12 protein-coding genes and 1 pseudogene are annotated in these 13,989 nt (G+C 73.0%); 3 read left to right on the forward strand and 10 right to left on the reverse strand.

Going from position 1 to position 13,989, the window contains the following annotated elements; genetic code table 11:
* Together ACFXGI_RS16445 and efeO are read right to left on the reverse strand one after the other, a co-directional pair.
* A pseudogene (locus tag ACFXGI_RS16445) lies at nt 1–312 on the reverse strand (deferrochelatase/peroxidase EfeB); the annotation flags it as partial.
* A gap of 43 nt (nt 313–355) precedes the next feature.
* A complete protein-coding gene (efeO, locus tag ACFXGI_RS16450) occupies nt 356–1,495 on the reverse strand; it encodes an iron uptake system protein EfeO (RefSeq protein WP_384706523.1) in 1,140 nt (379 codons plus the stop codon).
* Between the two features lie 298 nt (nt 1,496–1,793).
* Here efeO and ACFXGI_RS16455 point away from each other — a divergent pair, with 298 nt between their 5' ends.
* Nucleotides 1,794–2,714 carry an endonuclease/exonuclease/phosphatase family protein gene (locus tag ACFXGI_RS16455; protein ID WP_384706525.1) on the forward strand — a complete coding sequence of 307 codons (921 nt, stop codon included), beginning with the start codon at nt 1,794–1,796 and terminating at the stop codon, nt 2,712–2,714.
* Between the two features lie 25 nt (nt 2,715–2,739).
* On the opposite strand, the gene ACFXGI_RS16460 is transcribed toward ACFXGI_RS16455, so the two are convergent.
* The 8 genes from ACFXGI_RS16460 to ACFXGI_RS16495 all read right to left on the reverse strand — a co-directional run bounded on the left by ACFXGI_RS16460 (nt 2,740) and on the right by ACFXGI_RS16495 (nt 10,986).
* On the reverse strand, nt 2,740–3,351 hold the full coding sequence (locus tag ACFXGI_RS16460; protein WP_384706527.1) for a TetR/AcrR family transcriptional regulator: 612 nt from the start codon (nt 3,349–3,351) through the stop codon (nt 2,740–2,742).
* Between the two features lie 120 nt (nt 3,352–3,471).
* On the reverse strand, nt 3,472–4,332 hold the full coding sequence (locus ACFXGI_RS16465; protein ID WP_384706529.1) for a 3-hydroxybutyryl-CoA dehydrogenase: 861 nt from the start codon (nt 4,330–4,332) through the stop codon (nt 3,472–3,474).
* Between the two features lie 93 nt (nt 4,333–4,425).
* Nucleotides 4,426–5,598, reverse strand: a complete 1,173-nt coding sequence (locus ACFXGI_RS16470) for an acyl-CoA dehydrogenase family protein (protein WP_384706531.1) — start codon at nt 5,596–5,598, stop codon at nt 4,426–4,428.
* A gap of 67 nt (nt 5,599–5,665) precedes the next feature.
* The gene (locus ACFXGI_RS16475; RefSeq protein ID WP_384706533.1) at nt 5,666–6,838 is read right to left on the reverse strand and encodes an acyl-CoA dehydrogenase family protein; all 1,173 of its coding nucleotides are present in this window, start codon (nt 6,836–6,838) and stop codon (nt 5,666–5,668) included.
* A 42-nt stretch (nt 6,839–6,880) separates the two neighbouring features.
* Nucleotides 6,881–8,980: an acetate--CoA ligase family protein gene (locus ACFXGI_RS16480; RefSeq protein WP_384706535.1), complete on the reverse strand. Its 2,100-nt coding sequence runs from the start codon at nt 8,978–8,980 to the stop codon at nt 6,881–6,883.
* A 1-nt stretch (nt 8,981) separates the two neighbouring features.
* Nucleotides 8,982–9,173: a ferredoxin gene (locus ACFXGI_RS16485; protein ID WP_384706537.1), complete on the reverse strand. Its 192-nt coding sequence runs from the start codon at nt 9,171–9,173 to the stop codon at nt 8,982–8,984.
* Nucleotides 9,170–10,528, reverse strand: coding sequence for an NADH-ubiquinone oxidoreductase-F iron-sulfur binding region domain-containing protein (locus ACFXGI_RS16490; protein ID WP_384706539.1), 1,359 nt, complete (start codon nt 10,526–10,528; stop codon nt 9,170–9,172). Before ACFXGI_RS16490 ends, ACFXGI_RS16485 begins: the two co-directional genes overlap by 4 nt.
* Nucleotides 10,525–10,986, reverse strand: coding sequence for a hypothetical protein (locus ACFXGI_RS16495; RefSeq protein ID WP_384706541.1), 462 nt, complete (start codon nt 10,984–10,986; stop codon nt 10,525–10,527). Before ACFXGI_RS16495 ends, ACFXGI_RS16490 begins: the two co-directional genes overlap by 4 nt.
* A gap of 460 nt (nt 10,987–11,446) precedes the next feature.
* On the opposite strand from ACFXGI_RS16495, the gene ACFXGI_RS16500 reads away from it, so the two are divergent.
* The gene (locus ACFXGI_RS16500; protein ID WP_384706543.1) at nt 11,447–12,601 is read left to right on the forward strand and encodes an aromatic ring-hydroxylating dioxygenase subunit alpha; all 1,155 of its coding nucleotides are present in this window, start codon (nt 11,447–11,449) and stop codon (nt 12,599–12,601) included.
* Between the two features lie 200 nt (nt 12,602–12,801).
* Nucleotides 12,802–13,932 (forward strand): spermidine/putrescine ABC transporter substrate-binding protein, encoded by a 1,131-nt coding sequence (locus ACFXGI_RS16505; RefSeq protein ID WP_384706545.1) that lies wholly within the window; start codon nt 12,802–12,804, stop codon nt 13,930–13,932.
* Nucleotides 13,933–13,989: the final 57 nt, after the last annotated feature.

Raw genomic sequence — 13,989 nt, forward strand, 5'->3', positions numbered from 1 at the left:
CAGGAGCTGGACGAGCTCGGCGCGGTCCTTCGTCTTCACGTCGAACGCGGCGAAGTGCAGCCGGTCCTGGACGGCGGAGGCGATACCGGCCTGGTACTCGCCGTGGAACGGCACCGCCGTCCCCAGGGTGCCGGGGACTGCGGGCTCGGAGTTCCGGCGCACGACCGCCACGGCGGCGCCGGCCGCGGCGGCGCCGAGCGCAAGCCCGGCCCCGCCCCAGGCGAGCAGCGCCCGCCTCGAGGTGCCGTCGCCGGCCACGTCCGTGGTCGCGCCGCTGCCGCTCTGACCGGACTCCGGGTCCGGTTCGGACATCACTGCTCCCTTGCCTGCTTCTGGTCTGCTTGCTGTATCCGGGCTACTTGGCGACGGCCGCCGCGAGCTTGGAGAGCGGTTCGGCGAGCGCGTTGACGCCGTCCGAGAGCTCCTTGCGCTGCTCCTCGGCGACCTTGTCGTACACGGTGAAGTCGTAGCCGGTCTCGTCCGCCCGGTACTTGTCCAGCAGCGTGTTGATCGCGGTGAACCGGGCTTCCAGGGTCTTGGCCAGCTCCGCGTCGTTCTTCACGGTGACGGGCTTCAGCAGCTCATAGACCTTCTCGGCGCCCTCGACATTGGCCTTGAAGTCGGCCAGGTCGGTGTGGCTGTAGCGGTCTTCCTCGCCGGTCACCTTGTTGCGGGAGACCTCGTCCAACAGTTCCTTGGCGCCGTTGGCCATGGAGGTGGGGGTGATCTCCGCCGTGCCGACGCGCTTGTGCCACTCCGCGATGTCGGTGTCCAACCGGGACGCGAGGGCCTTCTCCTCGTCGCCGATCCTGTTGTCGGCCCACAGGGACTTCTCCAGCCGGTGCCAGCCGGTCCAGTTCTGACCGGGCTCCAGGCCGTCCTCGCGGACGTCGGTCTTCGGGTCGATGTCGCCGAAGGACTCTGCGACCGGCTCGGTGCGCTCCCAGCCACGCCGCGAGGAGGCGAAGGCCCGCTTCGCGGCCTCCACGTCCCCGGCGCGGACGGCGTCGGTGAACGTCTTGACCGCGGGGAGGGACTCCTCGGCCTGCGCGAGCACGTAGCCGCGGTACGCCGCGACGGCTGCGTCCAGCTCGGGGCTGCGCTTGTCGCCGCCGCTGCCGGTGGCCTTGACCTTGGTGCGGATGCCGTCGCCCTTCATGCCGGGCTTGCAGGCGAACTCGTAGTCGCCCGCCTTGATCTCGGCGGTGACGGTGGCCTTGGTGCCCGGGCCGATGTTCTCGCGCTCGGCGACGATCCGGTCATCGGGGAAGAGCACGTACAGCTCGGTGACCTTGGAGCCCTTGTTCTCCACCTGGATGGTCACCTTGCCCGCCGGGAACTCGGTCTTGGAGACCTCGCAGGCACGGTCCGACGCGGTCACCTGAAGGGCGCCGGCCGAGCCGCCATCGTCCTTCTGGGCGCACCCCGTGGCCGTGGCGGTGACTATCGCGAGACCGGCGGCCGCAAGAAGCGCCGAGCGGGCGGATGAAGACATGGGCACTCCCAGGCATGGCGGAACGGCAAAGCCACGGCAGACCCTCGGTTAGGCAAGGCTGCCCTTTCGTCTACGGCACTGTAGACGATGCCGGACGATACGTCTGCCACCGGACACCGGTGGGCCGGCGCACGCCGGGGTGGACGCGGATCTGGCCGACCGTGACGGTCCAGCGGGCGGACAGGGCCCACCCGAGCCGGGCAGCGGCCGGCGAGGCCGCGCGCGGGACGCGTTGCGTAGAGTTTCGATCTTCGTCGGTGGGATCGGCCCGACAGGCCGGGTTACGGGGAGAGCGGTCATGCGCAAGTTCTTGGGGTTGGCGGCGGGGGCCGCGCTGGTGGTGCTCGGGGTGGGGCCCGGGGCGAGTGTGGCGGCGACCCCGCCGGCCGGGACCAACCTGCAGGTGCTGAGCTGGAACATGTGCGACGTCGTGCGGTGGGGCGGATGCACGGAGCGGCAGACCGACGCGAAGGTCGCGCTGCTGAAGCAGCAGGTCCAGCAGCGGTACGTGCAGGCCATGCTGCTGCAGGAGGTCCGCCAGAGCACCCTGCGGAAGCTGACCGCCGAGCTCGGCCCGGCGTGGAGCGCCAGCTTCCAGCCGTACCACTGGTCGCAGAAGGGTGTCATCACCACGGTCAGCCCGTGCGAGACCAAGCCGGGCACCAGCGAGCCGCTGGACCCGAACGACGACGTCGGCACCGCAATCGTGGTCAAGGCGGGCCTGTCGGCCCCGCTCAAGTACCCGATGGTGCAGCCGAGTACGGCACTGGTCCCGCCCTTCCACTGTGCGACCGCCGACTACTTCGAGGTCCGGCTGTGCGCCGTGCACAGCCCGCGCGAGCTGAGCGAGGAGGATCCGGACTACCCCGGCCTCGACTACCGCGACGACTACCAGCTCGCGGTCTCCGACATCGTCGAGGACTCCCCCGAGGTGGTGTTCGGCGGCGACTTCAACACTCTGCCGCCCGACGCCGGCGCGAAGTACGCCAAGGTGTGGAAGCCCGCGGACCTGTACTCCGCGTACAAGGAGTGCGACCAGAAGAACTTCCCGGGCCGCACCGGCACCGCCACCCACTCCAGCAACACCAAGCTCGACTACCTCTTCAGCAACCTGAAGCCGCGGTCCTGCTTCGTGGAGCCGACGGCCCCGGAAGGCCAGAAGAACCTCTCCGACCACCGGTTCCTCGTCTACAGCGTGGAGGTCGCGCCCCCCGCGTGAGGTGTGACACCTCCCGGAAGGGGTGTCACACCTCCGGAAAGACCGGGGCGATCCCGAGGGCGGGGGCGACGGTCCGCCAGATCGTCGACCGGGCCGTGGCGAGGTCGACCCGGGGGTCGTCCAGCATCAGGCGGATGCCGAGGCCGTCGCAGAGGGCCAGGACGAGCGTGCTGACCGCGGCGACGTCGCACTCGGTGAACTCGCCCGATTCGATGCCCCGTTGCACGGCTCCGCCGACCCAGGCGTGGAGCTGGTCGTACAGGTCCACGGCGAGGTGACGGGCCGTCTGGTCACGCTGTGCGCGCACCCACAGCTCCTGCCACAGCTTCCAGTCCTGGCGCAGATCCGCGTCGCTGGGGAGCATGCTGCGCAGGATGCGGGCCAGGACGACCGCGGCCGGGGTGGTGTCCCCTCCGTCCTCGGCATCCGTGCCGGTCTGGGCGAACGAGTGCGTCATGGCTTCGGCGAAGAGCTTCTCGCGGGTGTCGAAGTGGTAGTGCAGCAGCGCCTTCGAAACCCCGGCGTGTTCGGCGACCTTGCGCATGCTGACGTTCTCGAAGCCGATGTCGGCGATGACTTCGCACGCGGCCTTGAGGATGCGCTCGCGCGTCTCCAGTGCACGCTCGGCCTTGGTCACGTTGGCTACTCCCCGTGTCGGCGCCCGCAGGGCGGGTGGGTGGTCGGGTCCGGCTGCCGGCCGCCGGACCCCCATCCTCGCTCATCACGCCCCCTGGTACCGGCCGTCGGGGCACGCCGGTCAGGGGTAGGTGTGGAAGCCCCGGCCCGTCTTGCGGCCGAGCAGGCCCGCGTCCACCATCCGGGCCAGCAGCGGCGGCGGGGCGTACAGCGGCTCCCGGTACTCCGCGTACATCGACCGTGCGATGGCCTCTACGGTGTCCAGCCCGATGAGGTCGGCCAGCGCGAGCGGCCCGAGCGGGTGGGCGCAGCCGAGGGTCATGCCCCGGTCGATGTCCTCGGCGGAGGCGGCCCGGGCCTCCGCCATCCGGACCGCGGCCAGCAGGTACGGCACGAGAAGCGCGTTCACGACGAATCCCGCCCGGTCCTGGGCGCGGACGACCTGCTTGCCCAGGACCTCGGAGGCGAAGGCGTGCGCGCGCCGGGCGGTCCCCTCGTCGGTGAGCAGCGAGGGCACGAGTTCGACCAGGGGGAGCACCGGGACGGGATTGAAGAAGTGGAGGCCCACCACCTGGCCGGGGCGCGAGGTGGCGGCCGCCAGCCGGATGACGGGTATGGAGGAGGTGTTCGTGGCCAGCACGGCGTCCCGGCGCTCCACCACTTCGTCGAGCCGGGCGAACACCTCCAGCTTCGCCCTCTCGTCCTCCGCCACGGCCTCGACCACGAGGTCCCGGTCCGCCATCAGGGCCATGTCCGTGGTCATGGTGATCCGGCCGGCCGCGGCGTCCCGTTCGGCCGTGGTGAGTTTCCCGGTGTCCGCGGCGCGCGCCAGGGAGCGCGTGATCCGCTTCAGGCCGGCGTCCGCGGCCGTCCCGTTCGTCTCCACCACCACGACGCCGCGGCCTGCGCGGGCGCAGATCTCGGCGATGCCGGATCCCATCAGGCCGCAGCCCACGATCCCGACCCGTTCCACATCGGTCATCGGTTCTCCCTTCACGTGCAGGATTGGTGCCGTGCGCGGCGGCGGTCCGGGCCCCGCACCGGAGCCCGGACCGGGCCCCGGACCGCCTTGCGGTCACACGGAGGAAGGCATGTGCAGCACGCCCGTGCCGCGCTTGACGAGTTCACCCGCGATGATCAGGCGCTGGATCTCGGAGGTGCCCTCCCAGATGCGGTCGACGCGCAGTTCGCGGTAGAGCCGTTCGACGGGGTACGAGCGGTCGTAGCCGCGGCCTCCGAAGATCTGCAGGCAGCGGTCGATGACGCGGCCGGAGGCCTCGCTCGCCGCCAGCTTGGCGATGGCCGCCTTGGCATGCAGCGTCTTGCGGTCGATCCGGCCCTCGTCGACCTCCCAGGCGACCTGGTGGGTGTAGGCCCGGTTGACGGCGATGTCGACCGCGCAGTCGGCGAGCATCCCCTGGATCAGCTGGAAGTCCGCGATGGGCGACCCGAACTGACGGCGCTCCACCGCCCAGTCCCGGGCGAGCTCCAGCGCCCGCTCGGCCGCCCCGATCGTCCGGGCGGCGATCATCAGCCGTTCCTCGGTGAACCAGGAGCGCGTGATGTCGTAGCCGTTGCCGACCTCCCCCAGCACGGCGTCCTCGGGGACGCGCACGTCGGTGAAGGTGAACTCGGGGTGCTCGTAGACGAAGGTGTGCATCCAGCGAGGCACCCGGGTCATCTCGATGCCCGGGGTCTCCTTGTCCACGAGGAACAGGGTCGGGGCGCCCTCCTCCCCCGCGGCGGCGAGCACGATCATGAAGTCCGCGTGGTCGCCGACGGTGACGAACCACTTCTCGCCGTTCAGCACCCAGCCGCCTTCGGTCCGCGTCGCCGTGGTCCGCAGGCTCTGCGGGTCCGAGCCGGCCTCGGGCTCGCTCACCGCGTAGCAGTCGCGCCGCTGCCCCCGGATGACGGGGACGAGGTAGCGCTCCCGCTGCTCGGGCGTGCAGAAGGACAGGGCGTTGGCCGGGCGCCACACCATGTCCCACAGGGCGCCGGTCAGCCGCCCGAGCTCGGCCTGGACGGTGACCTGTTCCAGGATGGTGAGCCCGGCGCCGCCCCATTCCGCCGGCATGTTGACGGCCTGCAGGCCGCTGTCGAGGACGGCGTCGCGGATCTCGGTGTGGGCGTGCGGGGGCAGGCCGTTGTTCTCCTCGCAGTCGGCCTCGTACTTCATGATGAAGTCGGTGAGCGCGCGCGCCGAGCCCTTGAGCTCTTCCTGACGGACGGTGAGGCGGAAGTCCATGTCACTCCTCTTCGATCGTTGAACGGCGGTGCGGTACGGGGGTTCGGTACGGGGTGCGGTACGGGGGTCAGGCGCCGGGCAGCGCGAGGGCCCGGGTGCCGCGCTTGACGAGCTCGTTGGCGATGATCAGGCGCTGGATCTCGGAGGTGCCCTCCCAGATCCGGTCGACGCGCAGCTCGCGGTACATGCGCTCGACGGGGTAGGAGCGGTCGTAGCCGCGGCCGCCGAAGATCTGTACGCAGCGGTCGATGACCCGCCCTGCGGCCTCGCTCGCCGCGAGCTTCGCCGTCGACGCCTTGGCGTGCAGGGTCTTGCGGTCGGTGTGCGGCTGATCGGCCTCCCAGGCGACCTGGTGGGTGTAGGCCCGGTTGACGGCGATGTCGACCGCGCAGTCGGCGAGCATCCCCTGGATCAGCTGGAAGTCCGCGATGGGCGAACCGAACTGACGGCGCTCCACCGCCCAGTCCCGGGCGAGCTCCAGCGCCCGCTCGGCCGCCCCGACGGTCCGGGCGGCGATCATCAGCCGCTCGTCGGTGAACCACTCCTTGGTCAGCTCGTAGCCGTTTCCGACGCCGCCGAGCACGTCCTCGTCGGGGACGAAGACGTCGGTGAAGGTGAACTCGGGGTGCCCGTTCACCGCGGAGTGCATGAACCGGGGGACGCGGGTCATCTCCACGCCCGCTGCCTCCTTGTCCACGAAGAACAGGGTCGCCGCCCGCTCGGGCCCGGCGTCGGCCTGCACCAGCAGGAAGTCGGCGATGTCGCCGCAGGTCACGAACCACTTCTCGCCGCTCAGCAGCCAGCCGCCGTCGGTACGGGCCGCCGTACTGGTGCACGAGCCCGGGTCGGAGCCCGCGCCGGGCTCGGTCACGGCGAACGCGTCGAAGCGCTCACCCCGGATGACGGGGAGCAGGTACTTCTCCCGCTGCGCCCCGGTTCCGTGGGCCAGGACGTTCGCGGGTCGCCAGGGGATGTCCCACAGGCAGTTGGTGACCTTGCCGAACTCCTCCTCGACGATGACCTGGTCCAGCAGGGAGAGCCCGGCCCCGCCCCACTCGGCGGGCATGTTGATGGCGTAGACGCCCGCCTCGATGGCGGCTCGGGTCAACTCGCGGACGGTGTCGGCGGGCAGCGGACCGCCGGCCTCCTCGGACTGGTCCTCGTACCTCATCAGGAGCCGCGTGTAGGCGGCGGCGCGGGCCTTGAGGTCGGCCTGCTCGGGTGTGTAGCGGAAGTCCATGGTGTTCTCCGGGGCGTGAAGGGGCGGGAGGGGGTGCGGGGTTCAGAGCAGGACGGCCCGCGCGTCCAGGGCGAGAGCCCCGTCGGGGCGCACCAGGAGCGGGTTGACCTCCAGCTCGGCGATCTCCGGATGCGCGGCGGCGACCGTGGTGACGCGCTCGATGACGGCGGCCGCCGCGGCCACGTCCACGGCCGGCCGGCCGCGTACGCCCTTCAGCAGGGCGGCGGTCCGCAGGCCGCGGAGCAGTTCACCGGCCCGCCGGGCCGGTACGGGCGCGAGCGCGAAGGCGACGTCGCGCAGGGTCTCGGTGAGCACCCCGCCGAGCCCGACGAGCGCCACCGGACCGAACCGCGGATCGCGGTTCACGCCCACGATCAGCTCGATGCCGTCCGTCAGGTCGGCCATCGCCTCGACCGAGTACGAGGGCGCGCCGAGCCGGGCGTGCATGTCCCGGTGGGCGGCGAGGAGCGCCTCCCGGTCGGCCAGCCGCAGCGCGACGCCGCCCGCGTCGGACTTGTGCAGGACGTGCAGGGCCTTGAGCACGTACGGGCCCTTGAACTCCTCGGCCGCGGCCAGCAGTCCGGCCTCGTCGGTGATCTCGCGGGCGGGCGGGAACGGCACGCCGGCGGAGTCGAGCAGGGCCCGTACCCCGTGGTACCCCGTGTCCCGCAGCGGCGCGGCGGGCGCCGGCAGGTCGGGGAGCCCGGGCGCGCCGGCGGCCCCCCGGGCGGTCATCGCCGCCAGTGCGCGGGCGGCGTCCTCGGTCGCGGCGAACACCGGCACCCCGGCCCGGGCCAGGACCCGGCAGCTCGGCGACTGCGGGTACATCGACTGCACGACCAGGGGCTTCGGCGCGGCCGCGAGGTGCCTGACGATCGCGCGGGCGGCCCGCTGCTCGCCCTGCGCGAGGACGGAGCCGCCGTCCGGGCCCCCGTCCGCGCCGCCGGTCGAGCCGCCGCCCAGGCCTCCGTCGGAGGCGGCGTACCCGCCGAAATAGCCGGTCATCAGGACGGCGTCGACCTCGTCGGCGGCGAGCAGTTCCGCGACCGTACCGGCGTACGAGAGGGGGTTCTGCTCGCCCATCCCGGCCAGGTCGACCGGGTTGCCGACCGCGGACTGCTCCCAGAGCACGGTCCGCAGCCGCTCCTGTGCCCGCGCGCCGAGTTCCGGCACGTCGAGCCCGGCGTCCTCGGCGGCGTCGGCCGCGATGGCGCCGTGGCCGCCGCCGTCGGTGAAGACGGCGGTCCTGCGGCCGTTCGCACGTGTCCCCGGCCCGGCGGCCAGGGCCGCGAGTACGACCGTCATCTCCCGCGGCGTGTGCACGAGTTCCACCCCCGCGTCGCGGCAGGCCGCGGCCACCACGTCGGCCGAGGTGGTGAGCGCCCCGGTGTGGGACTGGGCGCTGCGCGCGGAGGCGGCGCCCCGGCCCGCGGTGAGCAGCACGACCGGCTTGCCGGCCGCCGCGGCGGCCCGGGCGAAGGCCCTGCCGTCGCCGAAGTCCTCGGCGTAGACGGCGATGGCCGAGGTGGCCTCGTGGCGGGCGCAGTCCTCGACGAGGTCGACGAGGGTGACGTCGGCCTGGTTGCCGAGGGAGACGAAGCGGGAGAAGCCCAGGCCGTGCGGGGCGGCGCGGAGCTGGAGTTCGAGGGCGAGGTTGCCGCTCTGGCTCAGCAGGGCCACGCCGCCGGGTGCGAAGCGGTCGGAGGCGAGGTACAGCTCGGTCGTGTTGTCGGCGATGCCGAGGCAGTTGGGGCCTACCAGGACGGCTCCGGCGGCGCGGACGCGCTCGGCGACCGCCTGCTGGCGGGCCAGACCCTCGGGCCCCGCCTCGGCGAAGCCGGCGGTGATGCCTACGATCGCCCTCGCCCCGCAGGCCAGGGCGTCGTCGACGGCGGCCTCGAAGCCGGCTCCGGGAACGGAGATCACCACCAGCTCGACGGGTTCGCCGATCGCGGCGAGCGAGGTGGCCGCGGTACGGCCGAGGACGGTGCCGCCGCGCCGGTTGACCAGGTGGACGGGCCTGCGGCCCGGGGCCCGCAGTGCCTGCGAGGCCACGGCGTGGCCGTACTTCGCCGGGTCGTCGCTGGCGCCGACCACGGCGACCGAACCGGGGTCGAACAGTGCGGTCAGGTCGCGTCCCATGTCACTTCTCCACTCGGAGGGCGGCGTTGGGGCAGCTGTCGGCGCAGGCGCGCGCGGCTTCCTCCGCGGCGGGCTCGACGGCGAGGGCGATGAGGTTCGCGTAGCCCCATTCGTCGAGTTCGACGAGCTCGGGGGCGTGCTCCTGGCACAGTCCGTAGCCCTGGCAGCGGGTGGAGTCCAGCAGGAGTTTCACGGCGTTCCTTTCAGCGCGGGCAGCGGGGGCAGCGCGGGCGGCGCGATATGGGCGGAGGGCGCGTCGGCGACCTCCGGTACGGCGACGGCGAGGCGTCCGGGGCCGTCCGCGGGCAGGCCGGCGGCGCAGGCGGGGCAGGCCGCGCCGAGGTGGAAGGGGATGCGTTCGGGGAAGGCGCGCAGCAGGCTGCCGGCGGTGCCCGCGGCGGCGTCGAGCAGCCCGCAGGCGCCGCGGCCGGGCAGGGCGCGCGACCACCGGGTCAGGTTCGCCAGGGTCTGCGGCCCGGCGGTGCCCGCGGCGAGGGCCCGCAGGGCGTCGTGCACGGCCGCGGTGCCCGTGACGCAGACCCCGCACTGCCGTGCGCTCTCGGCCGCGAGGTGGCCGACGGCCGCGGTGGCGACGGTCACCGGGCAGGCGCCGGCGGCCAGGAGGCGGATCGCTCCGCAGCCCAGTGCGGTGCCCGCCGCGGCGAGCGCGCCGGGCTCGAGGGGAAGGTCCAGGCCCCGGGCGCCGACGAGTCCCCCGAACAGCCCGCCCATCAGGGCCCCGGCCGCGTCCGGGGTGCCGTGGGCGGCTGCCAGGGTGCGCAGCGGGACGCCGTACGGGATCTCGGTGAGCAGCGGTGTGCCGCTCCCGCCGGACAGCGTCACCAGGGTGGAGCGGGCGATCCGCAGCCGCAGTCCGGGCCGGGCGGCGGTCAGGGCGATGCGGGCCAGCGTCTCGACGTTGGAGACCAGGGTGGGCGCGCCGCCGACGCCGCGTTCGAAGGGGCGGGGCGGTTTGGCGGTGGGCAGGGCCGGGCCGCCGTCGATCCTGCGGACCACCGCGGACTCCTCGCCGGCCACGTAGGTGCGGTCGGTCTCGACGACCTCGATGGGCAGGGGCGGCGGGTGCTCGGCGAGGGCCCGGCGTACGCGGGCGCCCGCTTCCGCGTCGGAGAGGTAGACGTAGCCGCGTGCGGCCCCGGTCATCGCTGCGGCGTGGGCGAGGCCGTCGAGCACCAGGTGGGGCCGGGCCCGGAGCAGCCAGCGGTCCTTGACGGAACCCGGCTCGCCCTCCTCGCCGTTGGCGACCACGACCGGGACGCCGCCGCCCTCTCGTACGGCGCCCTCTCGTACAGCGCCCTCTCGCATGCCGGCCTCTCGGACGGCTCGCAGTTTGACGGCGACCGGGAATCCGGCCCCGCCGCGGCCCCGCAGGCCGGAGGCGTCGAGGTGGTGCAGCAGTTCGTCGGGGCCGACGGCGCTCCGGTAGCCGCCGCCGGCGCGGTACGCCCCGGCGCTCTCCGTCACGTCCGGTCGCGCTCCGAACACGGAGTCCGGCGGCTGCGCCGTCGGGAGTCGGATCGCGGTCATCGGCTGCCTCCTGTCCGGGTGGGGGTCCGCAGGGTCCGTACGGCGTTCTCCAGCGCGGTACGGTCCTCGGCGGTGCGGCCGTACCCGGTGCCCGGGAGGCCGATGAGCATGCGGTGGTGGTCGAGGACCACCTCCGCGGCGAGCAGGGCGGCCGCACGGTCGCCCGGTCGTGAGCCCTCGGCCACGGAGGTCACCAGCTCGGTGACCTCGGCCAGGTAGCGGAGCCAGCCGTGCCGGCTGCCCCGCAGGACCAGGCGCTCCACGCGCCGCCGCTCGGCGGCTGCCGGATCCGCGGCTGCCGGGTCCTCGGCCGCCGGTTCCCCGGCCGGAGCAGGGGCCTCCGGCGGGAGTGACGGCGAAGCCGGGGGCGGGGCGCGCAGGGCGGCGACCGCCAGGGGCAGTTCCCGCTCCGGTTCGGGGGTGAGGCCGAGCCAGTCCAGACGCCGACGACCGCTCATACGTGCCTCCGGGAGGGGTGGGGTGCCGGGACGGCCGGCGCCGGCGGGGCCCGGGCGTGAGGGGAAGCCCGGGGTTCGCCGAGGGGGACGCCGGATCGTGCGGCGCAACGGGGGGTGCGGGGGTGCGGGCCCGGGCGGATGCCGGGGCGGGCAAGGCTGCTTCCGGCGCGGGGAACAGGGCGGATGCACGGTGGCGCCGGAGCAGCGACGGGTGACACGTTGACTGACCGATCGGTCAGCGATAGCAATCACGCTAGCTGACCGATCGGTCAGCCCACAAGTCTTGACCCGGCGGAAATGAGCCAGCAATCTGGCTGTCCAATCGGTCAGCGAGGTCGCGGCGTCCGCCGTACCTCCCCCTGCCCGCAGCTGGGTCGCCTCGACACGATCGCTCACTCCGATCGCTCGCTCGCTCCGATCGCCGACACCGATCGCCGCACGTACGGCAAGGAGTCACCCGATGCAGCACAGAGCCCCCCGAACACCGATCGGCCCGCCCGGCCAGGACTCCCCCGGGCCCGCCCTGTCAGCGCGCTACTACACCGATCCCGAGACGGGCGCCGCGGAGATGCGGCACGTCTTCGGCAAGTCCTGGCAGGTCGTCTGCCACGAGTCCGACCTCCCGGGCCCCGGAGCCCGGCTCGCCGCCACGGTCGCGGACCGCGAGGTACTGGTCGTCCGTACCGAGGACGGCGCCCTGGCCGCCCACCTCAACGTGTGCCGCCACCGCGGAACCCGCCTGGTGACCGCCCCGGAACCGGACGGCAAGGCGATCCGCTGCCCGTACCACGGCTGGACGTACCGACTCGACGGAAGCCTGGTCGGCGCCCCGGAGGCACGGCAGATCCCCTGCCTCGACAAGCCGAACCTCAGCCTGTTCCCGGCCCGCGTCGAGTCCTTCCTCGGCTTCGTCTTCGTCAACCTCGACCCCGACGCCGTACCGCTGGCGAAGAGCTGCGCGGGCCTGGCCGAGGCGGTCGGCCACTACGCCGGAGCCGATCTCGTCCCCGTCGGCCGCGCCCGTATCCACGACCTGGCGGGCGCCGAGGTGCAGGAAGCCAACTGGAAGGTGGCGGTCGACAACTACCTGGAGGGCTACCACGTCCCGGTGGCCCACCCCGGGCTGATGCGGCTGCTCGACTACCAGGGCTACACCTGCGACATCGAGGAGTCCTACGCCCTGTTCACCTCGCCGCTGCGGGACAAGCCCTCCTCCAACTGGCCCGAACGCCTCTACCAGCGCATCGCCGCCCCGATGCCGGGCCTCGCCGAGGCCGACCGCAGGGTCTGGCGGTACGCGGTGATCTACCCGAACACCCTCATCGACTTCTACCCCGACCACGTCCTCGCGTGGACCGCGATCCCGACGGCGGTGGACCGGGTGGCCGTACCCGGCGCGTTCTACACCCGCCGCGGCACCAGCCTGCGCACCCGGCTGGCCCGGCGCCTGAACATCCACATCGGCTGGATCACCAACGACGAGGACGCCGAGCTGGTCGCCCGCGTCCAGAAGGGGCTCTCCACCCCCGGGTTCGAGCCCGGACCCCTGTCGCGCCGCGAGTCGGCGGTCGGCTGGTTCGCCGGACGCATCCGGGCCGACCTCGACGCCGCCTGACCGTGAGCCGAGCCGTGAGAGCCGCGAGCCGCTCCCGCTGAAGCGCGTCGTCCGCGCGGGCACACCGGGCACCACCGCGGCCCGCGCCGCCCCGCCCCGTACGACCGCGCCCCGTACGACCACCCCCGTACCACCACCCCCGCCGCTGTTCCCCTCCCGCCGTCCCCCCACGGCAGCGGGCCCCTACGGAGAGGACCCCGATGTCCCCCGAGGCACTTCCCCTGACCAGACGCTCCTTCCTCCGCGCAGGCACCACCGCGGCCCTCGCCCTCACGGCGGCCGGCTGCGGGTTCGCATCCGACGGCGACCCGGCCGGAGCAGCGGCCGCGCACACCCCGATCGACGTCAAGGTCGACGGCGACCTCGTCTACTTCAACTGGGCCGACTTCGTCGATCCGGCCGTCTTCGAAGGCTTCCAGAAGGAGTACGGGGTCAAGGTCGTCCAGTCGAACTTCGACTCCATGGAGGGCATGGCAGCCAAGCTCAACGCCGGCAACCGCTACGACATCATCTTCCCCACCGCGAAGTGGGCCCAGCGCCTCGCCGCGGGCGGCAGGCTGCGCACGATCGACCACGGCCGGCTGAGGAACGCCGAGGCGGTGTTCGGCGGCTACGGCTACTTCGCCGACCCCTGGTACGACCCCGGCTCCGCGCACACCGTCCCCTTCACCATGTACAAGACCGGCATCGGATGGCGCCGCGACCGCCTCGGGGACCTCACCGGCTCCTGGAGCGACCTGTGGAACGAGCAGGCCAAGGGCAAGGTCTTCGTACTCGACGACCGGGACGAGGTGCTCGGCATGGGCGCGCTCAAGCTCGGACTCGGCCTCTCCACCGGCGACCCCGCCGAGCTCGACCGCGTCGGCGACGCCCTGCGCTCGCTCCGCCCCCGGCTGCGCGGCTTCTCCAGCGACAGCTACAACAACCTCCTCAACGGCAACGCCGACATGACGCAGGCCTGGAGCGGGGACATGGCCTCCATGCTCGCCCAGGCAGAGGACCCGGCCGTCTTCGGCTTCGAGGTCGCCCGGGAGGGCGCTCCCGTCAACTCCGACTGCTACGCCATACCCGCCAACGCCCGGCACCCGGGCACGGCGATGCTCTTCATCGACTACATGCTCCGCCCGGAGAACGTGAAGAAGAACATCGAGTACATCGGCTACCCGATGCCGGTGCGCGGCACCGAGGACACCTACGCCGCGCTCGTGGAGCCGTTCCCGCAGTGTCTGGTGACCGCCGAAGACCTGGGGGCCGACCTCTTCTTCCGCAACGGCACCGCGGCGGGCGAGCGGGCCCGCGACGCCGCCTGGACCGACGTGAAGGCCGGCTGACATGACACGACGCACACCATCCGGGGCGACCCGTCCGGGCCGGGGGCCGTCCGCGTC

The sequence above is a fragment of the Streptomyces sp. NPDC059355 genome, from assembly GCF_042752335.1.
Classification (GTDB): Bacteria; Actinomycetota; Actinomycetes; order Streptomycetales; family Streptomycetaceae; genus Streptomyces.